General features: G+C 63.0%; 25 protein-coding genes. 11 read left to right on the forward strand and 14 right to left on the reverse strand.

Annotated elements, in window-relative coordinates; all coding sequences use genetic code 11:
• Positions 1-76: 76 nt before the first annotated feature.
• A complete protein-coding gene (locus LJF34_RS04770; RefSeq protein WP_231183621.1) occupies positions 77-871 on the reverse strand; it encodes a methyl-accepting chemotaxis protein in 795 nt (264 codons plus the stop codon).
• 4 nt (positions 872-875) lie between these two features.
• Here LJF34_RS04770 and mvk point away from each other — a divergent pair, with 4 nt between their 5' ends.
• Complete coding sequence (gene mvk / locus LJF34_RS04775; RefSeq protein ID WP_231183622.1) at positions 876-1,859, forward strand: mevalonate kinase; 984 nt, start codon at positions 876-878, stop codon at positions 1,857-1,859.
• Complete coding sequence (locus LJF34_RS04780; protein WP_231183623.1) at positions 1,856-2,596, forward strand: isopentenyl phosphate kinase; 741 nt, start codon at positions 1,856-1,858, stop codon at positions 2,594-2,596. The genes mvk and LJF34_RS04780 overlap by 4 nt, the downstream gene beginning before the upstream one ends.
• A 65-nt stretch (positions 2,597-2,661) precedes the next feature.
• Here LJF34_RS04780 and LJF34_RS04785 read toward each other — a convergent pair whose 3' ends face one another.
• From LJF34_RS04785 to LJF34_RS04820, 8 genes are all read right to left on the reverse strand, one after another.
• On the reverse strand, positions 2,662-2,916 hold the full coding sequence (locus LJF34_RS04785) for a hypothetical protein (protein ID WP_231183624.1): 255 nt from the start codon (positions 2,914-2,916) through the stop codon (positions 2,662-2,664).
• Positions 2,909-3,280 carry a hypothetical protein gene (locus LJF34_RS04790; protein WP_231183625.1) on the reverse strand — a complete coding sequence of 124 codons (372 nt, stop codon included), beginning with the start codon at positions 3,278-3,280 and terminating at the stop codon, positions 2,909-2,911. The genes LJF34_RS04785 and LJF34_RS04790 overlap by 8 nt, the downstream gene beginning before the upstream one ends.
• A gap of 22 nt (positions 3,281-3,302) precedes the next feature.
• The gene (locus tag LJF34_RS04795; RefSeq protein WP_231183626.1) at positions 3,303-4,067 is read right to left on the reverse strand and encodes a cytochrome bc complex cytochrome b subunit; all 765 of its coding nucleotides are present in this window, start codon (positions 4,065-4,067) and stop codon (positions 3,303-3,305) included.
• A gap of 4 nt (positions 4,068-4,071) precedes the next feature.
• Positions 4,072-4,866 carry a cytochrome bc complex cytochrome b subunit gene (locus tag LJF34_RS04800; protein ID WP_231183627.1) on the reverse strand — a complete coding sequence of 265 codons (795 nt, stop codon included), beginning with the start codon at positions 4,864-4,866 and terminating at the stop codon, positions 4,072-4,074.
• A 1-nt stretch (position 4,867) separates the two neighbouring features.
• A complete protein-coding gene (locus tag LJF34_RS04805; RefSeq protein ID WP_231183628.1) occupies positions 4,868-5,710 on the reverse strand; it encodes a Rieske 2Fe-2S domain-containing protein in 843 nt (280 codons plus the stop codon).
• A 3-nt stretch (positions 5,711-5,713) separates the two neighbouring features.
• Positions 5,714-6,100 carry a hypothetical protein gene (locus LJF34_RS04810; RefSeq protein ID WP_231183630.1) on the reverse strand — a complete coding sequence of 129 codons (387 nt, stop codon included), beginning with the start codon at positions 6,098-6,100 and terminating at the stop codon, positions 5,714-5,716.
• Entirely contained in the window at positions 6,101-6,799 is a 699-nt protein-coding gene (locus tag LJF34_RS04815) for a plastocyanin/azurin family copper-binding protein (RefSeq protein ID WP_231183632.1), read from the reverse strand.
• 88 nt (positions 6,800-6,887) lie between these two features.
• Positions 6,888-7,673: a hypothetical protein gene (locus tag LJF34_RS04820; RefSeq protein ID WP_231183634.1), complete on the reverse strand. Its 786-nt coding sequence runs from the start codon at positions 7,671-7,673 to the stop codon at positions 6,888-6,890.
• Between the two features lie 90 nt (positions 7,674-7,763).
• Here LJF34_RS04820 and LJF34_RS04825 point away from each other — a divergent pair, with 90 nt between their 5' ends.
• A complete protein-coding gene (locus LJF34_RS04825; protein WP_231183635.1) occupies positions 7,764-8,252 on the forward strand; it encodes a hypothetical protein in 489 nt (162 codons plus the stop codon).
• A 14-nt stretch (positions 8,253-8,266) separates the two neighbouring features.
• Here LJF34_RS04825 and nth read toward each other — a convergent pair whose 3' ends face one another.
• Entirely contained in the window at positions 8,267-8,953 is a 687-nt protein-coding gene (gene nth, locus LJF34_RS04830; RefSeq protein WP_231183636.1) for an endonuclease III, read from the reverse strand.
• Between the two features lie 108 nt (positions 8,954-9,061).
• Here nth and LJF34_RS04835 point away from each other — a divergent pair, with 108 nt between their 5' ends.
• From LJF34_RS04835 to LJF34_RS04845, 3 genes are all read left to right on the forward strand, one after another.
• The gene (locus tag LJF34_RS04835) at positions 9,062-9,259 is read left to right on the forward strand and encodes a hypothetical protein (RefSeq protein WP_231183637.1); all 198 of its coding nucleotides are present in this window, start codon (positions 9,062-9,064) and stop codon (positions 9,257-9,259) included.
• 78 nt (positions 9,260-9,337) lie between these two features.
• Entirely contained in the window at positions 9,338-10,312 is a 975-nt protein-coding gene (mvaD, locus tag LJF34_RS04840; RefSeq protein WP_231183638.1) for a phosphomevalonate decarboxylase MvaD, read from the forward strand.
• Positions 10,313-10,373: 61 nt separating this feature from the next.
• The gene (locus LJF34_RS04845) at positions 10,374-11,486 is read left to right on the forward strand and encodes an FAD-dependent oxidoreductase (RefSeq protein ID WP_231183639.1); all 1,113 of its coding nucleotides are present in this window, start codon (positions 10,374-10,376) and stop codon (positions 11,484-11,486) included.
• On the opposite strand, the gene LJF34_RS04850 is transcribed toward LJF34_RS04845, so the two are convergent.
• The gene (locus LJF34_RS04850; protein WP_231183640.1) at positions 11,483-11,839 is read right to left on the reverse strand and encodes a hypothetical protein; all 357 of its coding nucleotides are present in this window, start codon (positions 11,837-11,839) and stop codon (positions 11,483-11,485) included. The genes LJF34_RS04845 and LJF34_RS04850 overlap by 4 nt on opposite strands.
• A gap of 130 nt (positions 11,840-11,969) precedes the next feature.
• Here LJF34_RS04850 and LJF34_RS04855 point away from each other — a divergent pair, with 130 nt between their 5' ends.
• Positions 11,970-12,191 carry a hypothetical protein gene (locus tag LJF34_RS04855; RefSeq protein WP_231183641.1) on the forward strand — a complete coding sequence of 74 codons (222 nt, stop codon included), beginning with the start codon at positions 11,970-11,972 and terminating at the stop codon, positions 12,189-12,191.
• Positions 12,192-12,264: 73 nt separating this feature from the next.
• Here LJF34_RS04855 and LJF34_RS04860 read toward each other — a convergent pair whose 3' ends face one another.
• Positions 12,265-12,618, reverse strand: a complete 354-nt coding sequence (locus LJF34_RS04860) for a hypothetical protein (protein WP_231183642.1) — start codon at positions 12,616-12,618, stop codon at positions 12,265-12,267.
• A gap of 440 nt (positions 12,619-13,058) precedes the next feature.
• On the opposite strand from LJF34_RS04860, the gene LJF34_RS04865 reads away from it, so the two are divergent.
• From LJF34_RS04865 to LJF34_RS04880, 4 genes are all read left to right on the forward strand, one after another.
• Positions 13,059-14,972 (forward strand): asparagine synthase-related protein, encoded by a 1,914-nt coding sequence (locus LJF34_RS04865; RefSeq protein ID WP_231183644.1) that lies wholly within the window; start codon positions 13,059-13,061, stop codon positions 14,970-14,972.
• On the forward strand, positions 14,973-16,649 hold the full coding sequence (locus LJF34_RS04870; protein ID WP_231183646.1) for an alkaline phosphatase family protein: 1,677 nt from the start codon (positions 14,973-14,975) through the stop codon (positions 16,647-16,649).
• A gap of 4 nt (positions 16,650-16,653) precedes the next feature.
• The gene (locus LJF34_RS04875; RefSeq protein WP_231183648.1) at positions 16,654-17,673 is read left to right on the forward strand and encodes a GNAT family N-acetyltransferase; all 1,020 of its coding nucleotides are present in this window, start codon (positions 16,654-16,656) and stop codon (positions 17,671-17,673) included.
• A gap of 73 nt (positions 17,674-17,746) precedes the next feature.
• On the forward strand, positions 17,747-18,820 hold the full coding sequence (locus LJF34_RS04880) for a hypothetical protein (protein ID WP_231183650.1): 1,074 nt from the start codon (positions 17,747-17,749) through the stop codon (positions 18,818-18,820).
• Between the two features lie 6 nt (positions 18,821-18,826).
• Here LJF34_RS04880 and LJF34_RS04885 read toward each other — a convergent pair whose 3' ends face one another.
• Together LJF34_RS04885 and LJF34_RS04890 are read right to left on the reverse strand one after the other, a co-directional pair.
• On the reverse strand, positions 18,827-19,930 hold the full coding sequence (locus tag LJF34_RS04885) for a M23 family metallopeptidase (protein WP_231183652.1): 1,104 nt from the start codon (positions 19,928-19,930) through the stop codon (positions 18,827-18,829).
• Between the two features lie 68 nt (positions 19,931-19,998).
• Entirely contained in the window at positions 19,999-20,868 is an 870-nt protein-coding gene (locus tag LJF34_RS04890) for a winged helix-turn-helix domain-containing protein (RefSeq protein WP_231183654.1), read from the reverse strand.
• Positions 20,869-20,872 lie beyond the last annotated feature (4 nt).

Consider the following 20,872-nt stretch of genomic DNA (forward strand, 5'->3'; position numbering starts at 1 on the left):
CGGATAGCGACCGCTTCCGGTCGTGATACGATTTTGAACCCTCCGAATGATGACCTAAAAACGGATTCCTCGCGTCTCAGTCGAGCGACTTCTGCATTTCCGCTTTGGCGGCCCGGATGCTGGCTTCGAGTTTCGCGACGAGTTCCGTCTGGTGTTCGTTGGCGTCGGCGATGTTTTCGACCGAACCCGCCACCCGTTCGCTTCGGCGAACGCTGTCGTCGACGATGCTCGCGATCTCCTCCGCGCTCGCGGCCTGTTCGTCCGTCGCGTCCGCGATTTCCGTGATTCCCACGTCGGTTTCCTGAACGGCGGTGACGATGGACTGTTGGTTTTCGACGACGGTCTCTATCTCTTCGGTGGCAGCAACGATGCCGTCGTTGGTGGCTTCGACGCTCTCGACCGTGTTCAGTGCGGTGTCCCTGATGTCGTCCACGATGGTTTCTATCTGTTCGACGCGTTTTTTGGACTGCTCGGCGAGATCCTTGATCTCGTTCGCCACGACGGCGAAACCGTCGCCTTCCGCCCCGGCGCGTGCCGCTTCGATGTTCGCGTTCAGCGCGAGGAGGTTGGTCTGTTTGGCGATGTTGTCGATGACCTCCACGATTTCGTCGATTTCGTCGATACGATTTTCGAGTTCGTTCGCGTCGGTGACGACTTCCCCGGTGCTCTCGGATACGTCATCGACGGTGGCGAGCGTCCCGACCGCGGCGTCGGCGGACGTTTCCGCGAGGGTTTTCGTCTCCGTACTCTGACTGCTGACTTCCTCCGCGCTGGAGGCGATCTCCTCGATGGTCGCGCTGAACGTTGCGACCGGTTCGACGCCGAGCGGACCGCAGTCCGAAAACCCTGTTACGTCCCGGTGCGGAGCCACGAACATGACCGTTTCCAGCGCCCCGGGGAAAGTGTATCTTTTCGGGGAACACGCCGTCGTGTACGGCGAACCCGCCGTTCCGTGCGCCATCGAACGCCGAGCGACAGTGACCGTCGAATCGCGCGACGACGACCGCCTTCGCGTCAATGCGGAGGATTTGAGCCTCGACGGGTTTACCATCGAGTACGGTCGTGGTACCGACGAAACCCCGGACGTGGACGTATCGGAATCGCTCGTTCGCGCGGCGACGGGGTACATCGACGCGTCCGTCGAGCAAGTCCGCGAAGCAACCGGGATTCCGGATGCGGGGTTCGATATCACCGTCGAGAGCGACATCCCGCTCGGAGCGGGACTCGGCTCTTCCGCCGCCGTCACCGTCGCGGCGATCGACGCCGCGACCCGCGAACTCGGCGTCTCACTGTCGAGCGACGAACTCGCCGACAGGGCGTATCAGGCCGAACTCGCGGTACAGGACGGCGAAGCGTCGCGCGCCGATACCTTCTGCTGTGCGACCGGCGGCGCGGTTCGCGTCGAGGGCGACGATTGCCGAAAGATCGAGGCCCCCGACCTTCCCATCGTCGTCGGCTTCGACGGCGGTGCGGGCGACACCGGAAAGCTCGTCGCGGGCGTCCGGGCGTTACGCGAGGAGTACGATTTCGCCGCAGAGACCGTGGAAAGCATCGGTGATATCGTTCGACGGGGTGAACAGGTACTCGCCGAAGGCGACGTCGAGAAGCTCGGGATGCTGATGAACTTCAATCACGGCCTGTTGGAGGCACTCGGCGTCTCCTCGCGCTCGCTGGACAACATGGTCTGGGCGGCCCGCGATGCGGGTGCGCTCGGGGCGAAACTGACGGGTGCCGGTGGCGGCGGCTGTATCGTCGCCCTCGACCCGACGGACGAGACGGAGACGGCGCTTCGATTCACGCCCGGATGTGAGGACGCCTTTCGTGCGGAACTCGACACCGAGGGGGTGCGCGTCGAATGAGCCTGACCGTTCTCAAACTCGGCGGAAGCGTCATCACGGACAAGGACCGTCCCGATACGTTGGACGGTAAACGATTGGACTTCCTCGCGGATGCGGTGGCCGACGCGCGAACGGACGACCTCGTACTCGTCCACGGTGCCGGTAGTTTCGGCCACCATCACGCGAGCCAGCACGGCGTGTCGAAGACGGTCGGAAGCGGCGATGTCGATGCGGTAATCGACATCCATGGCGCGATGGAGACGCTCAACCGGTTCGTTCTCGGTCGCCTTCACGAACGCGGCGTTCCCGCCGTTCCCGTCCACCCCTTCTCCGTCGCGTCGCGCGATTCGAACGCGACCCTCTCGCTCCCCGTTCAACAAATCGCCACGATGCTCGGCGAGGGATTCGTTCCGGTGCTGTACGGCGACGTCGTCGTTCACGAGGGCGAGGGAGTCACCATCGTCAGCGGCGACGAACTCGTCACGTCGGTCGCCCGCCAGCTCGGCGCGGACCGCGTCGGCTTCTGTTCGACCGTCCCCGGCGTCCTCGACGAAGACGACGCCGTGATTCCCGAAATCACGTCATACGATGCCGTCGAACACGTTCTCGGCGAAAGCGAATCGACCGATGTGACCGGTGGCATGGCCGGAAAGGTGAACGCACTGCTCGAACTCGGCGCACCCGCGTCGATTTTCGGCCCGGACGACGTGACGGCGTTCCTCGGCGGGGAGAATCCGGGGACGAAAATAGACGGGTAGGAAGAACAGGGTAAGCAAGTCGAGAGGAGAATAGAGAGAGCGAAAACAGCGGAACGGAACTCGTTTTACGCTCGGGACTGGCGAATCTGGCGCACGGCCGGGATGACCACCCAGAAGAACACCATTCCGAAGATGGCGAGCCAGAACGTCGCCTCGCGAAGGATGAGAGCGAGGTTCCCGTACATGTCCAATCCGGTGGGAACCTCCCCGATGAGTTGCGTTTCCTCGAAGCCGGGGGTAGTGTACCACCCCGAGAGAGTCATCCATGCAAGCCCCGCGGTGGCCGCGATACCGAGTCCCTTTGCGAATTCGTCAGCCATTGTTAGACGGTTCGTCGGAGTCGTCTTTAGACTTTCCCATTCCCTCGGTACGGAACCGGGTCGAAAAGGCGTACACCACGGCACCGGTGGCGATGAGGAACAGGCCGAAGATGGCGAGCGGGAAGTCCACCTGCGGGAGCGGTGCGGTCGCTCGATCGGTTGCCGAATCGAGAAGGATGAAGCCGAAGACGACGCCGAAGACGGCGAACATCGTCGAGAAGACGGTGACCGCTTTGTACACCCGAAGCGGGACGACGACGTCGCGCGACCGGATTCCACCGGAATCGTCCGTCGTGTCGTCCTCCGATTCGTCGGCGGTGGTCGAGTAACGCCGCTCTTCGTCGTCGTCCCGAGATGAAGACATGGAAATATAGTGGGTGAGTGGATTACTTCGGCGGCCGAAGTCGGTAGTACCGGCGGTTCAGGCTGAACATGTACCCCTCGCGCATCGACTTCAGCACCGTGTAGGTGATGGTCGCCGCGATAACGGGCACGAAGAACGCCAAGTCGAACGTCAGGTGCGCCGAGATGGGCAGCAGGTTCTTGATGGACAGCGCGCTGATGGTGGTGGCGAACGTGACGCCGCCGACGCCGACCGCGGACCAGAACGGTTGTTCGACCGGCCGTCGTGCGCTCCCCTTGTTGAGGAACGGAACGATAGCGATGAAGCCGACCACCACGACGTTGGCGACGACACCGTACGTCCGGTCCGCCATCAGCTTCTGTCCGCCGAGGATGGCGAGTTCGGGGTTGAGCGGTCCGAGCTTCAGCAGGCCGAACGACCAGTAGAGATACCAGTCGGGAAGAATGATTGCCGGCGTCGAACTCGGGTCCGCCGGTGGACCGAGGTGCGGCGGGAGCGCCGCCGAGAGGAAGAGAATCATCCCGATGAAGAAGCTCCCGATGGAGAGGTTTCGAATCATCTCGTGGGGCCACGTCGGGAACGCCAGCACGTCACGTTCGACGTAACTGGACTCCTGTCGGAGGTCTTGGTCCTCGCGTCGAGAGCGTTCGAAGTATTCGTACGTCAGCCGGGAGAGCCCTTGCGTTCGCTGTTTCCGTTCGAGCCACGTCGGGGTCTCGTCGTCCGGCGGGACGATGCCGGTACCACTTCCGTCGGTTCGGGGTTGGGATTCGTTTTCGTCGGTCATTGTATCAGTGTGGTTCCGCGATGCCCTGCATCCAGACGATGCCGATGTGGACAGCGATGAGCGTGGTCACGACGAACGGGAGCAAGAACACGTGCAGGATGTACATGCGCTGCAGCGTCGATTGGCTCAGACTGAATCCACCGAACAGGAGGTTCGCAACCCATTCGCCTATCAGTGGCACGGACAGACTCATCTCGACGCCGATCTGTCCCGCCCAGAACGCGAGCTGGTCCCACGGGAGCAGGTAGCCGGTGTACCCGAACACCAGCGTCAGGCTGATGAGGATGATACCGAGAATCCAGTTGACTTCGCGCGGTTCCTTGTACGCACCCGTGAAGTACACGCGGAGCATGTGGAGGAACACTGCCGCGACCATCACCTGTGCCGACCACCGGTGAATCGACCGGAGCATGAACCCGAAGTTCAGGTCGGTCATGATGAACGCGAGCTGGTTGTACGCGGCCGACGGGTCGCCGGCGGTCGAGGGAGAGTAGTAGAATCCGAGCAACGCGCCGCTCAGCGCGGCGACGACGTACGCGAGGGTGGAGAAACTTCCCAGCGCGTACAGCGGATACCAGTACCAGAACTTGTTGTCGAGGCCGTACTGTTCGGTGTGGCTTTTCGGCATCTGGAGGTTGACGCGGTAGTACAACGTCTCCAGAATTTCGAGGTAGTCCACGATGCGGAAGCGCTTGTCCATCCACATCAACGTCGTGAGAAACGTACTCTCGATGGGAGTGAGGTCCTTCTCGCGGAGCCACTCGCCGTGGTCGTAGTCGTCTTTTGGTTCGAGACTCATCCTAGCTGTCCCCCTCCGGGCGTGGTAGCGCCACGAAGGATTTCTTTACGAGGCTGAACGGGTCGTACACCGACTGATGGCACGGACAGTAGATATCGTCCTGCGCGTTAAACTTTGCCGACCCGGCGATTCCCTTGAATTTGGGAACGCAACAGAAGTGGGTACACTTGTTGAGCCACGCGACGAACCCTTTGTCCGTACTGGCGTTGACCCACTGGTTGTCCTTCTTCTCGATGAGCGGGCTTCGCAGGACCTGTACCGTCAGGGTCTGTGAGCTGTCCACGTCCTGTGAACGCCACGTGACCGTCCCGGGTTTGCCGAGACCGGACTTTCCGATTCCGTTGCCCCACGTCTCGTAGTCGTCGAAATCGTCGACGTGGACCTTTCCTCCCGCCTCGACGTCCGCCTGCCACTCGTAGCTCGCCCCTTCCTTGTATCGGAAGTAGTTGTCCTGGTCCGATTCGGGGTCGACGCCCTTGTACGTCTGGACACCACAGTACTGGAACCACTCGGGCGAGTACGTCATGCCGCCGATCTTCATCTCGGCGACGACGACTTCCTCGCCGTTCTTTGTGACCTTCTTCGCCTCGGGGAACTGCCCCTTGAGGTACCCTTCGCTGTCGATTTTGATGGGTATCTGTGGCATTCCCCGCGGGGCGGGTCCTGCGGTGTTCTCGACGGCCATGTACTGCGTGGTACCGCCACCCTCACCGGATGGGGAAGTAGCAGTCTTCAACGCGGCACCGGCACCGACACCGACGCCGCTGAGCGTTGCACTGCCGACCACGCCTTTGACGAAGCGGCGGCGACCTGTGCTTTCCGGATATTTGTCGTCTCCTGCCATTGTTTATCGTTTGTAGTAAGGGTACACTGCTCGTTTGAACTGGTCCCACGCGTTGCCGAACGACTCGATGCCCTCCTCTTGGTCCTCGCGCACATAGAGGTCTTCCCATTTGCGACGACGCTTCTTGACGATCATCACGTCGGGGAGGAACTCCTTGCGGTACAGCATGAGGACGAACGCGAGGTCGATGAAAATTATCGCGAGGATGCCGCCGAGGAACATGTTGCCGGTCTCCGCGAGGCCCCATCCGTTGAGGAGGCCGTACGTGAACATACCGACGAACACGACTTCGATAACCGTCAACAGGACGATTGCGATGGCGGCAGTCGTACTTTCGCGTGCTGGTTCGTACCGGTGAATGTCACCGTAGGTGCTTCCTGATGAGGACATCTATCTGTTCCCTCCGCTGGTGTGTGCCGACTCGCCGTACTTCAGGAAGAAGAACGTGTAGAGCAGCGACATCATGACCATCAGAATCGTCGCGATACCGACGTAGTGTGCCTGGAACGGAACGCCCATTTCCTCGGGGTCCGCTTCCGCCGCTGCACCGCCACCGCCAGCGCTTCCGACGGTGATGGTGCCGGTCATGCCGGCGCTCTTGTGCGGCGAACATACGTACGCGTACTCGCCGGGCGTACTGAACGTGTGCGAGTAGGTGTGACCCGAGTCGAACAACTCGCTCGCACTGCCGGATCCTTCCCAGCCGGCGCCTTCGGGTTGGCTTTCGGGCACGACGTTGTGGCCGTTCGACTCCCACACCCACTTCACCGTCGTGCCGGGGGTTATTGGCAGCTTGTCCGGATCGAACACGAGGTCGCCGCCCGGCCCGACGATTACCTGTTTCGTCGGACCGCCGCCGCCCCCACCGCCTTGTGATTGGTTTCCGCTCGATTGGTTCCCGCTGGACTGGTTTCCACTCGACTGGTTGCCAGCACCCGCCGCCGTCGTTTGGCCTCCACTAGTCCCGTTCCCACCGGACTCGTTTCCGCCTCCTGACGTCGTCGTTTGTTGCGCACCAGCGGGTGCCGCAGCCGCGGCAGTTCCGCCAGCAACACCGCTGGCCGCCAGTAGAAAGTCCCGCCTCTTCATACATGTGTTGGTCAGGATGGGACTTGCTTAAACCCACCGATGACGATGGATTGTCGCCATCGATAGTTTGGGGCCGTCTCGGCCGCGTTCAGTCGTCCTGCTCGTTCTCATCGAGGGGGAGAAAGTCGGGGCGCGACTCGGATTCGACGCCCGCCGAACGCAGTCTGTTTCGGTACTCCTCCGACCGAAATCTGTCGGAAAGCCGGGCGTTCGCGACGATGAGAAGGACGAACAGTCCGAACACGAAGAAGGCACCGCCGACGAGTGCTAGAAGGGGTGCTCCCTCCCGAACCGATTCGGGGACGGAGAGGACGCCGAGGACGATGAGAAGCCACGCCAACGACATGCCGACGCCGCCGAGGACGTGAATCGCGCCGATTATTTGCATCAGCTTGTTGCCGAGTTCGCCGCTCCCTTCGGTGACCTCGTCCGGTTGGGGCAGTTGGTCGCCCTCCGGCATCTCGGGAACGTCGTACTCCTCCATCGACGCCAGCGCGACGGTGGGCTTCACGTCGCGGAGAACCGTTCCCCGCCCTTCGACGCTTCCGTCGGGGTAGACGATGGCGTATCCTTCGTCCGAATACGCTGCTAACTGTGGTTCGCCGTCACGGGTGATGCGTTCCACGACGGCGAACACTTCCCTGATGGCGATTCGGTGTTTCAGGTCGGCCTCCACGCGGTCGAGGAGTTCCGTTCCGGTGATCCACGAGTCGGGGTCGAAAGCGACTTCCCACTCGTCGAGCGTCATCTCGGCCATGTCCTCGGGGCCGAAGTCCTCGAAATCGTACTTCTCGTCGACCTCGCGGCGGAGTTCCTCGCGGGATTTCTCTGGTGTCTCGTCCACACCCTCCGTCCCACTGTCGGAGTCAGCCATTACCCGAACCTTACACTTCGACGGCTAAAACGTCTTCTGACCTGCCCGGCGTTTCGGACGGTTTAACGCTCCCCGGTCTAACCATCCAGTATGGTATCCGACGCGACGATTGCGACCGTGGTCGCGCTAGTCGTGACGGCGAGTTTTCCGTTCTATCTGTACGGCGCGTGGATCATCATCGAATCGGACCCGGTGACGTGGGCGGTACTCACCCGCCACCTGAAGTTCATCGTCGTCGGACTGCTGTTGACCACGGTACCCTTCCTCACGTGGATGCTTCCCCAGTTCATCGACCACTTCGGTGGCGGACTCGCGGCGGTTCACGCGTTCCTCGGACTGCAAGCCTACGCGATGCTGATACTGGCGCTCACCGGCATCGTCAGGATATTTCAGGTCAAACGCGCCCACGATCTGTACGGCACGCCGAACCCCGAGATGGACATCAGCGAACTTCACGAAAACATGGACGCGTGGCGGTGGCGTCTGCGCGCCGGTGTCGCCGGCTATATCATCTTCTGGCTGCTCGCGTGGACGCTCGGCGTCGCACGCTTTTTCGTTCTGCACACGGACTATCTCTGATTCGGATCCTCGATTCAGCTCCACGCCTCGCCGCTGGCGAGGTCGATTTCGGTGTCGAGTTTCGAGGACGGACAGATGTCTTCGAGGATGCAGTCCGCACAGTCGGGATTCCGAGCGGTGCAGGTCGCCCGACCGTGACTGATGAACAGGTGGGTCAACCACTGCCAGTCCTCCTCCGGGACGAACGTCATCAGGTCGGACTCGATTTTTTGTGGCGTCTTCTCCTCCGTCAGTCCCAACCGTCGGGAGAGCCGTTGGACGTGCGTGTCCACGACGATACCTTCCACCACGTCGTGGCCGTGTTGCAACACGACGTTGGCGGTTTTCCGCCCGACGCCCGTGAGGTCGGTCAGTTCGCTCATCGTGTCGGGAACCTCGCCGTCGTGTTTCTCGATGATGGTCGCACAGGCGCTGTTGATCCACTTCGCCTTGTTGTTGTAGTACGTGATGGAGTTCAAGTCCTCGGCCAACTCGTCCACGTCGGCGTTCGCGTAGTCCTCCGGCGACCGGTACTTTTCGAACAGGTGTTCCGTCTCCTTGTTCACGCGCTCGTCGGTACACTGGGCCGAGAGCATGACTGCGATGAGGAGTTCGAGGCGGTTCGAGAAGTTCAGCGAGATGGTCGCGTCGGGATACTCGTCGTACAGTCGGTCCACGATTTCGTCCAGTTGTTCCTCCCGCGTGTCGAGTGGGACGCCCATGTCACAGTTCTCGGAGAGCGTCGGTTTGAGTGATTCGATGTTTCGGGAGAGAAGGGAACTAGTCAGCGTGGAAAAAGAATCTTACACCCGGTGTTCGTAGGGGCGAACATGTCCCTCGATGGTCACTCGGCTTCGTGGACGGATCCGGACTACGTCTCGACGGTCGTCGGCGTTCTCGCCGCCGCCGCGCTCTACTTCTACAGCGCGTGGGCGAATTGGGGACCGACGACGGTCGAGATAACGGTCGTCTTGCTCGCGGTCCTGCTCCCGATGACGGTGGCCTACGAACTCGCTCGGCGATTCTAAGACGGCCGACCCGAGACCCGTCCACCGTCCGACTCGTATTCCAGAGAGTTTAAACGCCCGTCACGCACCCATCTCCGTATGAAAGCGACCGCGAAGGCCCACCCCATTCAGGGGCTGGTCAAGTACCACGGGATGCGCGACGAGGAACAGCGATACCCGTACCACGACAGCATCAGCGTCTGTACCGCGCCGAGCAACACCACGACGACCGTCGAGTTCGACGAGTCGTTCGAATCGGACACCTTCACCGTCGACGGCGAGAAACTGACGGGCCACGCGGCCGACCGCGTTCGCAAAGTCGTCTCGCGCGTTCGAGAACTGGCGGAAATCGACACCCGCGTCCGACTGGAGAGCGAGAACAGTTTCCCCTCGAACGTCGGCCTCGGGTCGTCGTCGTCCGGGTTCGCCGCCGCCGCGACGGCCGCCGTGGACGCCGCCGGACTCGACCTGTCGCACTCGGACATCTCGACCATCGCGCGCCTCGGGTCCTCGTCCGCCGCTCGCGCCGTGACGGGCGGCTTTTCGGACCTGCACATGGGCCTGAACGACCACGACTGCCGTTCGGAGCGCCTCGAATCGCCGCTCGAAGACGACGTGCGGATCGTTGCGGGACTCGTCCCGGCCTACAAGGAAACCGAGGAAGCACACCGCGAGGCCGCCGACAGCCACATGTTCGACGCCCGGTTGGCGCACATCCACGACCAACTCGTGGAGATGCGCGACGCCCTCCGCGTCGGCGACTTCGACCGCGTGTTCGAGACAGCCGAACACGACTCCCTCTCGCTCGCCGCGACGACGATGACCGGCCCGGCGGGGTGGGTGTACTGGAAGCCCGAAACGCTCGAAATCTTCGACGCGGTTCGGTCGCTCCGCGAGGACGAGGGAATCCCGGTCTACTACTCCACCGACACGGGAGCGAGCGTGTACGTCAACACGACGGCGGAACACGCCGATTACGTCGAGGAAGTCGTCGCCGACTGCGGCGTCGAGACGATGCGTTGGAGGGTCGGCGGTCCGGCCGAACTCCTCCCCGAAGACGACGCACTGTTCTGAGGTCCCGAATCCCTGTTTAAGCGGGGAGTAGGCCTTTAGCCCCTCCGTCCGTTGTTCTCCCATGGACATCGCAGTGCTCGGCGCTGGCTATGCCGGTCTGTCCCTCGCCCGAAAACTCGAAACGGAACTGTCCGCGGACGAGAACGTCGTCGTGGTCGAGGAGACGGGCGAACACCTCGTTCAACACGAACTCCACCGCGTCATTCGTCGGCCCTCGCTCGCGGACCAAATCTCGATTCCGCTGACCGACGTCCTCGACTGCGAGGTTCGGGAAACCCGCGTCGAATCCGTGGACCCGGGCGAAAAGCGCGTTTTCCTCGAAGACGGCGAACTGGAATACGACTACGCGGCCGTCTGTCTCGGTGCCGAAACCGCCTTCTACGACCTCCCCGGCGTCGAGGAACACGCGCTTCCCCTGAAACGACTCGAACACGCCCGCGAGATTCGGGAGGGCTTTCTTTCGGCCGACGGGGGGCGCGTCGTGGTCGGCGGCGCGGGACTCTCGGGGGTGCAAGTCGCCGGGGAACTGGCCGCCCTCGCGGACGAGGAGGAGATGCACGTCGAAATCGTTCTACTCGAACAGTTCGACCGCGTGGCACCCGCGTTTCCTGAAAACTTTCAGGACGCGGTTCGGGACCAACTCGAAAAACGGGACATCGAGATTCGCACCGGAACGGCCGTGTCCAGCACGGACGACGAGGTGATCACGCTGGAAAGCGGCGAAACCCTCGCCTACGACGAGTTCGTCTGGACGGGCGGCATTCGCGGCCCCGACGCGATGGGGGGCGACCGGCCCACCGTCGATAGCACGCTCCGACTCGGCGACGGAACCTTCGTCGTCGGGGACGCCGCACGAGTGGTCGACGGCGACGGCGAGGCGGTCCCGGCGAGCGCACAGTCCGCCATCCGGGAAGCCCGCGTCGTGGCGAAAAACATCGCCCGATCGGTCGAGGGCGGCGAGGACGTGTTCGACCCCCGCCTCGACCAGTTCACTTTCGACTCGCCGGGATGGCTCGTTTCGGTGGGCGACGGTGCAGTGGCACAAATCGGGCCGACCGTCCTCACGGGGACGGCGGCAAAGGCGCTCAAAGCGACGGTCGGCGCCGGTTATCTCTCGTCGGTCGGCGCCGTCAGAAACGCGGTCGATTTGATCGGAGAAGAGTTGGGCGATTAGATCGCCGGGATACCGAGCGCGGTGGACGTCAGGACGCCGAGGAAGACCAACGCGTAGGTGATGACGACCACCGAGAGCCATGCGATGAGGCCGATTCCGATGGCGTTGCCCCATCCGCCGGGGTAGCGCCAGTTGATGACCCAAATCCACGCGACGAGGACGATGAGCCATCCGAACAACCATCCGACGAGTACTGCGACGATTCCACCGATGACTGTACCGACTATTGCCGTGATGAGTGCGTAGCCGTAGTCGTCCGTTCCCGTGACGACCCGCGCACCGATGTAGATGCCGAGGGCACCGATGAGCAGGTTCACGATGAAGCCGACGACGGAACCCGTGAGGGATAACATCGTGAATATCCCTACGACGAACCTGTTTTTATAAGAACCGCTTGCGACCCGTCCAAACGTGTCGGCCGAAATGGTTATCGGAACCGAACTCGGCATCAACTTTAAGGCACTGGCCCATCCTTGGCTCACCATGGCACGCGAACCCACACTGGACACGATACTGATCGGCGCGGTCGGGGCCGGTGCGGCGGCGATGATCGGCACGCGGGCATTCGAATACTATCGAGAGCGTCAGCGTCGTTCGACGCCACACGTCGTTTGCACCGACTGTGGCGAGGCGATGCCGATAGGTGACGTTCTCGACCCGACAGTCACCTGCGCGTGTGCGACGAGCAACATCAGAACTGACTGAGGAGAACTTCAGAACCGACTGCGGAGAACTGCGTGCCACGACGTTCACGTTTTCACAAAAAGAGCCGGGATCGTTAGATGTGGCGCAACTTGCCACGAAGTCCCCGCTCCGCTACTCCGATGAGGAGTAGGGCGAAGAAGGCCACGACGAGCCATCGCCCCGTCCGGGAACTGATCGCGTCAGCGAACAGTCCCAGCAGGTCGAAACCGACTGCTTGGCCGAGTGCGAACAGCAACAACACGAATCCGATGGCAATCAGGCCGGTCATGAGACCGGTCCGCGCGAGCCAACTCGACGTCCGTGCGTCGTTCGTCCGACGACCGGTCTCGGTTCGCTGGTCCGCACCGTTCCGTTCGGTCGTTTTCTTCCGTTCGGTTCGGTGACGTTCGTCGTTTCGGTCATCTCCGCTGTGTTGTGGTTGGGGCATGGTGTTTCCCCGCCCGTTCGAACACGACTGACACGTATAGCTATAGACCGATTAAACGTCTCGTTACCGACCGTTTAGCGTCTGCATATCGTTCGATTTGGCGGTGAATGACGACCCCTAAGAGTCCCCCTACCACACGAGTAGGTTCCGTTTTCTCCTCGGTCCGTCGGGGCTACTCGAACGGTCGGACCGAACACTCCCGTGCAGGCCGCGAATAACAATGGTTCGGCGTCGCCAGTTGCATTTCAGTGAGAACGGATGAAGGAAAGTCCTCGCCGAATCGAGTTAGGCCGCCGTTCCGGTAAACGGGTCGCCCATCCGCCGCCGTCGAACGGTCGGGCTACCGACGGCTACGCGAGTGTTGTCGGAGAGAACGGAGTCCGGTGTGAGCCGGGAGGCACTGACACGTGATCGGGTTGCTCGGTGCCTTCGGCGACCGTATGGCAGGCTTAGACGCGTTTCCGAGCGTATACGGAGGTGACGGCGAACGAACCGAGTCGTTCGCCGACGAGACCGTCGCGGTGAACGCCGGGTTTCATCCGGCGCTGGCGGACGAACAGCCGGTCGAAACCGTCACGAACGACGCGCTGGTGTGGGTTCTCGGCGAGGTGTACGGCTTCGAGCGAAACGGCGCATATCAGCCCCGACCGGCGGGAATCGACACCCCGACGTACTGTGCGAACCTGTACGAATCGGACGGCATCGACTTCGTCCACGGGCTAAACGGTGATTTTGCCGGCGTGATATACGACCGGGAGGAGCGAACCGTCTTCCTGATCACCGACAGATTGGGATCGTATCCGGTCTTCCACGCGCGCACGGACGACACGCTACTGTGTTCGACCGATATACAGGCGCTCGCCCGATGTCCCGGCGTCGAACCGGAGTTCGACCGCGACTACCTCGCCGAATTTCTCGCGTTCAAACGGTCCTTCGGCGTGACGACGCCGCTTTCGGGCATCGAACGGCTTCCGCCCGCGAGCGTCACGGCCATCGACCTCGACGGGCTATCGACGGAGTCACGGCGATATTGGTGTCCCCGATACAGGCCGAAGGACGAACCGTTCGAGTACTTCGTCGAGGAGTTCGTCGAACGGTTCCGGCGGGTGCTCTCCGAGTGGGTACGCGACGACCGGAAGTACGGCCTGTTGTTGAGCGGGGGAAGCGATTCGCGGCTTCTCATGGCCGCGATGGACCGTCCGGTCGTCGGCTTTCACATGAACGATTGGCCGAACCGCGAGGCGCGAGTCGCGAAGGAGGTCGCCACCGCCGCCGGGAGCGAGTTCCACCCCCTTCACCGGGACGAGGAGTATCGACGACGCTCGCTCGCGGAAAACCCCTCCCTCTCGAACTTCGACGGGTGGTACAAACAGGGCTACCCGACGGCGTTCGCCGACGAAATCACGGGATCGGTGGACACCCTCATGTCCGGACTGTACGCGGACACGCTGTTCAAGGGTCACTCGATTCCGTCGCCGAAACTGTCGCTCGGTTCGCTGGGGAAGGTGACGCTGCCGTTCGAAACGCCGATACGGACGATAGACGAGTTCATCGAACGACGAGCGGCCGAAGCACCGGAGTATCTCGTCGGAGAGGTCGACCTCGAATCCGTCCTCCGGGAGAACATCTCCGCGACTGCGGACGGCGAAATCGACCACCACGGTGTTCGATATCCGTCGATTCGGGAACTCGTCCTCTGTAGCGACTACTACCCGCTGTCGAACGACACCGAACTCATCTACACGAACAGCCTCAGACAGCTCGGTCCGTACCGAACGCCGTTCCTCGACAACCGGCTCATCGACCTGCATCTCTCGATGCCGGTCAAATACCAACTCCGGCGCAACATCGTTCACCGGGCGATCGAGCGACTCGATCCGAGCCTCGCCGAGGTTCCCCATTCGGAATCCGGCGTTCCGACGAACCGCTCGTTCCCGGTCGAGTACCTCGGGAGGCACCTGAACGCGCTCCGGTGGAAGCATCTCGATTCGGAGACGCCGCCGACGCCGTGGTGTACGCACGGCCCGTGGCCGAACGACGAGGAGTTCGTCCGGAGCAACGGGTTCGTTCGGGACGCGCTCGTCGAAAACCGCGAACTCATCGACTCCCATCCGCACCTCGATTGGGACGGCGTGCGGCGAAGCTACCGCGACCATCTGGACGGCGAGGACAACACCGTCGAACTCTACACGCTGTTGACCCTGCTGGAGATGCCGGTCACGAAGCGACTGTGCGACGTCACGGAAACCGACGGTCAGGAATCCGACGGTCAGGAATCCGACGGGCCTCCCGCGCAGTCGTCGGACGACCCGCTCATCAAGCTCCCGTCGACCGAAAACGGGGGTGACGACTGAATGAGCGACGACGGCGACGGCCTGCGGACGCTGGTGTTCGGTCTGGACGGTGCCTGTCTGCCGATCCTCGACCCGCTGTTTTCGGCGGGGAGACTGCCGAATCTCCGCTCGATTTTCGACGACGGATTTTCCGGGCCGTTGGAGTCGCAACTCCCGCCGTGGACGCCGAGCGCGTGGCCGTCGCTGTTCACGGGCGTCAACCCCGGCAAGCACGGCGTGTTCAGCTTTCTGGACTACGACGGCTACGACTGGAGCGTCGTCGACGGGTCGGACGTTCGCGCCGTGCCGGTTTGGGAACACCTCTCCCGACAGGGACTCACGAGCGTCGTCGTCAACGTCCCGGTCACGCATCCGCCACGGGAGTTCGACGGCGCGCTCGTGCCGGGGTACATGGCTCCCGACGCTCCGCGATGTCACCCGCCGGACTTGCTCTCCGACCTCCGGGAGGAGATGGGAGAGTATCGGGTGTACCCCGAAACGACGGACGCTTCGCCCGAGGAGGCCGCGGACGAGTATCGCGACGTGGTGGAGATGCGCGGAGAGGCCTTCTGCTTGCTCGCGGACCGGTACGACCCCGACTTCGGGTTCCTCCAGTTCCAGCAGACCGACACCGTGTTCCACGAGTTCCCCGACGAACGGGGGACGGTTCGGGCGGTGTACGAAGCGGTGGACGAACAGGTCGGACGCGTCCTCGACGCGACGGACCCGGACACCGTTCTCGTCGTCAGCGATCACGGAATGGGCGAGATGACGGGCACCGGCTTCTACGTCAACGAGTTCCTCGCGGAGCACGGTTACGCGGCGGTGACGCAGGGCGGCGACGGGATGCCTTCGTGGGTTCCGACGCGAGAATCGCGGCTTCGCGACGGGTCGGACGCGGACGACGAAGGCGCGAAAAACCGAAGCCTGCTCCGCCGTCTGACCGCCGTCGCCGCCGACTACGGCATCACGACCAGTCGGGCGGGGAGACTGTTGTCGGCGGTCGGACTTCGGGAGTTCGCCTCCGAACACGTTCCCTCGGGCGTCGTCCGGGCCAGCGGCAGGCAGGTTGACTTCCCGGCCTCGGAGGCGTACATGCGGGCCAGAATCGAGTGCGGCGTCCGCATCAATTTGGAAGGCCGCGACCCGGACGGCGTGGTCCCGCCGGAGCGATACGAATCACTTCGGACGGACCTCATCTCCCTCCTCGAAGGCGTCGAGACGCCGGACGGGGAACCGCTGTTCGAGGACGTCGCCCGCCGGGAAGCGTACTTCGACGGGCCGGAGGAAGACCGCGCGGTCGATATCGTGACCGTTCCTGCCGACTTCGACCACTTCCTCTCGGCGGAGCTTTCGGGGGACGAGTTCGCCGAACCGGGCCAACCGTGGAACCACAAGCGAGACGGCGTCGTCGCGATGGCGGGCGACGGCGTCGGTGGCCCCCTCGAAAACGCCCACATCTTCGACGTGACGCCGACCCTCCTCGCCCTGTTCGGCGTCCCGATGAGCACCGAGATGGACGGCGAGGTGTTGTCGCCCGTCGAGTTCGTCGGGAAGCGGTCGTACTCGACGCGGCGGCAGGAAGCGGGGGACTCCGAACGCGCGACCGAATCGACCCGCGCGACCGAACCGGACGAATCGACCACATCCGAGGAACGGATGGAGAACCGACTCGCGGCACTCGGCTACTTGGAATGAAAACATGACGATAGACGTAACGGAAGCGGACGACAGCACGCTCGAACGATGGAACTCGTTCGTGGACAGATCGGACGAAACGACCCCGTTTCACCGACGCGAGGCGCTCACGCACCTCGCGGAAACGGCGAACGCGGAGTTACGGCTCCTCGTCGGCTACAAGGGACAGGAACCGGTCGGCATCTTCCCGCTCTTCGAGACGACGAAGGGGCCGTTTCGGATGGTGTACTCGCCGCCGCCGCACCTCGAAGTGTACTACCTCGGCCCGGCCCTGCTCAACTTCTCGAAGCTGAAACAGCGGAAGGCGGAACGACGACACCGGTCGTTCATCGACGGCTGTCTGTCGTGGATAGACGACGAAATCGACCCGCATTACGTGGACGTTCGGACCGTGGACGGCTACACCGACCTCCGCCCGTTCTCGTGGAACGGGTTCGACGTCTCGCCGTCGTACACCTACATCCTCGATTTGACGGAGGAGGACCTGCTGATGGGGTTCAGCCGGGACGCCAGGAGCAACGTCAGGAATCGCGACGACGACTGCACCATTCGCGAGGCGGGCGTCGAAGGAATCGAGGCGATCATCGGCCAGATTCAGGACCGCCACGCGGCACAGGGAAAGGAGTACCGCATCGATTCCGCGTTCGTGACCGAACTCTACGAGCGACTGCCGGAGGGGTGCGTCCGCCCCTACGTCTGCGAGCGCGACGGGGAAATCCTCGGCGGCATGGTCACGCTCGAAGGCGGGGACACCATCTACCGGTGGCAGGGCGGCGCGAAACACGACCTCGACGTACCCATCAACGACCTGCTCGACTGGCACATCATTCGGGATGCACGGGATCGAGGGCTGTCCCGGTACGACCTCGTCGGCGCGAACTTGCCCCGCCTCTGCCGGTACAAATCGAAGTTCGGTCCGGAACCGGTCGCCTACCACACGGTTCAGCGGAAGGCCGCCCGCATGCAGGCCGTGACCGGGGTGTACCGGCGGCTTCCGTCCGCCCTCAGGGTGGTGTCGGAATGACGGCGCACTCGGCATCCCCCTCGGACTTGCCCGCCCGTCATCCCTTCCCGACGAAGACGACCCGTCACGCAGCATGACAGAACCGACACGGGACGGACTCGACCGGCGGACGTTCCTCCTCGCAACCACCGGCGTCGTCGGAGCGGGAAGCGCAATCGGCACGGTAGGCGCAACCAGCGACGCTTCGACGGGAAGCGAAGCGGACCGCGATTGGTCCTTCTCGAACGGGTTCATCCGCCCTTCGGAGTTCGTCCTCGAACAGGGCGACACCTGCGTTCCGCTCGGGATAGTCACGTCCGACACTCCGGTCGAGGAGTTCTACGATTACCGCTCGTCGGACACCGACCTCGAAGGCTGGTACAGCGCGTACGGTCCCGCGACCACATTCGAACGGGCGAAAAGCAGCGTCCTCTATCTCTACCGCGGTCGGCAGGGGACGAGCCTCGTCTTCATGCACGGAAAGCGCGGCAGCGAGGACGGCGGAGCCGTCACGTTTCGGTTCTCGGGACTTCCGGAGGACGGGACGTGGGCGGTAACGGACGACCAGTACGACGCTTCGACCAACTACGACACCTTCGTGGAATCGGACGGCGGATGGCAGGTCGATTGGACGTGGGCGGGCGATTCCTATCACGGCGGCGGTGCGGACGGCGGCGCGTTCCGGGGACTCACCCGGGACGACGTGGTGACAATCGACCCCGCGTTCAACGAGGCAGCGCGGTTGTACGGACAGCACGTGAACCGAAACTACGTCGGGCCGGTCGAGGGATGGTACGCCCTCGCCGCCGATTCGTCGGGACATCGCTGGCAGTCGCTCGATATGGAACGACCGGTCGTCATTCGGACGGGTCGCTGTGACGGCTCAGGTGGAACGGAAACGACGGCACGAAAAACGACGGAAACGGCCGGTACGCGGACGACGACCGACCCACGAACGACCGAAACCACGGTAACTACATCAAGTCCGAAAAAGACGACGGGCACGACGAGCGAAACGACCCGCGATACGACGACCGAATCGGGGGCGAACGGCGCGGGAATGCAAACCACGTCGCCCGCCGGACAGGACGGGTTAGGAGTGTTCACGGCCGTTTCGGGCTTCGTCGGAGCGGGATTGTCCCTCTATCGATTCCGTGAGGAGGAGTGACCGTTCTCACTCCGAGTCCGAAACCACCCGCTGTCCGGCGGAGATGTATCTCGTTTCCACTGCTTCTTCCTCGTTCGTCCTCGGACCGCCTCCAGTCGCCGCCCCGTCTTCCGTCGTCGTGCGAACCTCGTCGAACCGAATCGGCAGCCCCATACCGAGATAGAAGTTCGGGCGGTCTTGGACGTGGAAGTGAAGGTGGGGTTCCGTCGAATTGCCGGAGTGGCCACAGCGACCGACCCGCTGTCCGCGCTCTACGCGATCGCCCTCCGTGACCGCGACGCTCCCGCGCTGGAGGTGTGCCGAGACGCTGTACTCGCCGTCAGCGTGTTCGATGGTGACGTGGTTACCGAGGATGTTGCGCTGACGCAGGTCGAGCCAGCCGCCGGCGCGAGGTCCGTCTCGATGGCCGTCGTGCGCCTCGACGACGACACCGTCCGCGGGTGCGAGTATCGGTTCGCCGTAGCAGTAGTACTGCTCCGGATGCGATCCGTCACCGACGTGAGTGCGTCCCTCATCGTCCGTTATCACGAAGTCGTAGGCGTATCGCTGGGTGAGGATGCTCCACGAGTGGGAGTGCTCTCGGGTGGGACTTCCGTTGACGACCGCCCACGTTCCACCGTTCGTCGCGGTCATTCCGTCGTCAATGGACCCGCCCCGCACCGGGGCATCGCCGAACGGCAATCGATAGGACCCCGACTGCTCGAACCGGTCGGGGTTCGGCAACCGACCGCGGTATCTGAGGAGTATCGGGACGTGTCCGGCGAACTGGAGCACGCCCTGTACGAACACGAACGGATTCAATTGTAACATGAGGAGGGACAACCGTGAGCGTCGAGTGTACGATTTTCCGCCGATGGCGATCCAGTCGGTCGGGTCTTCCTCGTCTCCGCCGAACGAGGGCAGGACGCCGCGAACGAACGGCCACATTCCGAAGAGGAAGAACAGGGCGAACCGTTGGAGGGGCCGAAGCGAGGGGAACAGATAGCCGGGAATCGAGATGAAACCGAGGAGGAAGAGGTTCGTCGGGTCGGGAAGACGCGCGAGGATTCCCTCGCGTCGATTCGACTCGTCTCCGTCACCGGACTCGGCCAGACTGCGTGTGCCGGACATCGGGGATAGATGGGTCGGTCAGTCGTTTCAGTGTTTGGCGAACGATTCTTCGATTGGAAATCCGACACTTACTCCACCGTTCGACGAGTCGTTTCCGCGACGTGGGCGGTGTCGTCAATGGCGACGGACAGTTCCTCGTCGTCGAGTCGGAAGGACAGCACGTATCTTCCGTCATCCTCCTCCGAGACGAGGGACGCGTCGTTCCCCGCGAATTCGAGTTCCCACAGGTAGGCCGTCTCCACCGCCCGCCCGTGACGGCGGTAAAACGCGTTCACGTCCGTTTGACCGAGCAGGCAGAAGCCGAGCGGACCGAGAATCAGACACCCGCACGTCCCGCAGGTCGCACGAAACCGCGGGGCGAGGTGTTCGGGTTCGACGGGTTCGGCGACCGTCGTCATCGCGTCGTAACACTTCGGACACGTCCCGACCAGCGACAGTTCGACGGCGTGAAAGAGGAGCGTCGTCGCCAGTTCGACCAGCTGTTCGACCGTCACGTCCGCGGCGGCGTTGGGCGGCAGACCCCACTGAAACAGTGCGTGGTCGTTCTCGCAGGAGACGGTGAGGATTCCGTCCTCGTACCGGCCGCTGGCGGGTTCATCACAGTCGATGCACGTGCTGTCGAGTTCGACCGGGCCGAGCGTTTCGCGCTCGGTGTAGGTTCCGGCGAGGATGGACGCGGCCATCTCGCTGCCGGCGTAGTTGAGCCGATACCCCTCCTCGGTCTTCTCGATGAAGTGGCCGCGGAGTTTCTTCAGGTGATACAGAAATCGCCCGGAATCACGGACGCCGACGCCCTTTCGCAACTCCGCGAACGAGAGGGCCGGACTGCCCGGTTGCTCCCGCTGGCGGGTCGAGAGTTCCCGAACGATTTCCACCCGTGTCGGGTCGCTCAGCGTGCCGAAGGCCGTCGCCGCGTCGGACGTGTCGTCGGACCCCATTGTC

It is taken from the genome of Haladaptatus sp. DYF46 (assembly GCF_021083305.1).
In the GTDB taxonomy this organism is placed as follows: Archaea; Halobacteriota; Halobacteria; order Halobacteriales; family Haladaptataceae; genus Haladaptatus.

Bases quoted from the DNA above. Each gene is read 5' to 3' on its own strand.
- mvk (WP_231183622.1), top strand. From the start codon at position 876: ATGACCGTTTCCAGCGCCCCGGGGAAAGTGTATCTTTTCGGGGAACAC.
- LJF34_RS04780 (WP_231183623.1), top strand. From the start codon at position 1,856: ATGAGCCTGACCGTTCTCAAACTCGGCGGAAGCGTCATCACGGACAAG.
- LJF34_RS04785 (WP_231183624.1), bottom strand. From the start codon at position 2,916: ATGGCTGACGAATTCGCAAAGGGACTCGGTATCGCGGCCACCGCGGGG.
- LJF34_RS04790 (WP_231183625.1), bottom strand. From the start codon at position 3,280: ATGTCTTCATCTCGGGACGACGACGAAGAGCGGCGTTACTCGACCACC.
- LJF34_RS04795 (WP_231183626.1), bottom strand. From the start codon at position 4,067: ATGACCGACGAAAACGAATCCCAACCCCGAACCGACGGAAGTGGTACC.
- LJF34_RS04800 (WP_231183627.1), bottom strand. From the start codon at position 4,866: ATGAGTCTCGAACCAAAAGACGACTACGACCACGGCGAGTGGCTCCGC.
- LJF34_RS04805 (WP_231183628.1), bottom strand. From the start codon at position 5,710: ATGGCAGGAGACGACAAATATCCGGAAAGCACAGGTCGCCGCCGCTTC.
- LJF34_RS04810 (WP_231183630.1), bottom strand. From the start codon at position 6,100: ATGTCCTCATCAGGAAGCACCTACGGTGACATTCACCGGTACGAACCA.
- LJF34_RS04815 (WP_231183632.1), bottom strand. From the start codon at position 6,799: ATGAAGAGGCGGGACTTTCTACTGGCGGCCAGCGGTGTTGCTGGCGGA.
- LJF34_RS04820 (WP_231183634.1), bottom strand. From the start codon at position 7,673: ATGGCTGACTCCGACAGTGGGACGGAGGGTGTGGACGAGACACCAGAG.
- LJF34_RS04825 (WP_231183635.1), top strand. From the start codon at position 7,764: ATGGTATCCGACGCGACGATTGCGACCGTGGTCGCGCTAGTCGTGACG.
- nth (WP_231183636.1), bottom strand. From the start codon at position 8,953: ATGGGCGTCCCACTCGACACGCGGGAGGAACAACTGGACGAAATCGTG.
- LJF34_RS04835 (WP_231183637.1), top strand. From the start codon at position 9,062: ATGTCCCTCGATGGTCACTCGGCTTCGTGGACGGATCCGGACTACGTC.
- mvaD (WP_231183638.1), top strand. From the start codon at position 9,338: ATGAAAGCGACCGCGAAGGCCCACCCCATTCAGGGGCTGGTCAAGTAC.
- LJF34_RS04845 (WP_231183639.1), top strand. From the start codon at position 10,374: ATGGACATCGCAGTGCTCGGCGCTGGCTATGCCGGTCTGTCCCTCGCC.
- LJF34_RS04850 (WP_231183640.1), bottom strand. From the start codon at position 11,839: ATGTTATCCCTCACGGGTTCCGTCGTCGGCTTCATCGTGAACCTGCTC.
- LJF34_RS04855 (WP_231183641.1), top strand. From the start codon at position 11,970: ATGGCACGCGAACCCACACTGGACACGATACTGATCGGCGCGGTCGGG.
- LJF34_RS04860 (WP_231183642.1), bottom strand. From the start codon at position 12,618: ATGCCCCAACCACAACACAGCGGAGATGACCGAAACGACGAACGTCAC.
- LJF34_RS04865 (WP_231183644.1), top strand. From the start codon at position 13,059: ATGGCAGGCTTAGACGCGTTTCCGAGCGTATACGGAGGTGACGGCGAA.
- LJF34_RS04870 (WP_231183646.1), top strand. From the start codon at position 14,973: ATGAGCGACGACGGCGACGGCCTGCGGACGCTGGTGTTCGGTCTGGAC.
- LJF34_RS04875 (WP_231183648.1), top strand. From the start codon at position 16,654: ATGACGATAGACGTAACGGAAGCGGACGACAGCACGCTCGAACGATGG.
- LJF34_RS04880 (WP_231183650.1), top strand. From the start codon at position 17,747: ATGACAGAACCGACACGGGACGGACTCGACCGGCGGACGTTCCTCCTC.
- LJF34_RS04885 (WP_231183652.1), bottom strand. From the start codon at position 19,930: ATGTCCGGCACACGCAGTCTGGCCGAGTCCGGTGACGGAGACGAGTCG.
- LJF34_RS04890 (WP_231183654.1), bottom strand. From the start codon at position 20,868: ATGGGGTCCGACGACACGTCCGACGCGGCGACGGCCTTCGGCACGCTG.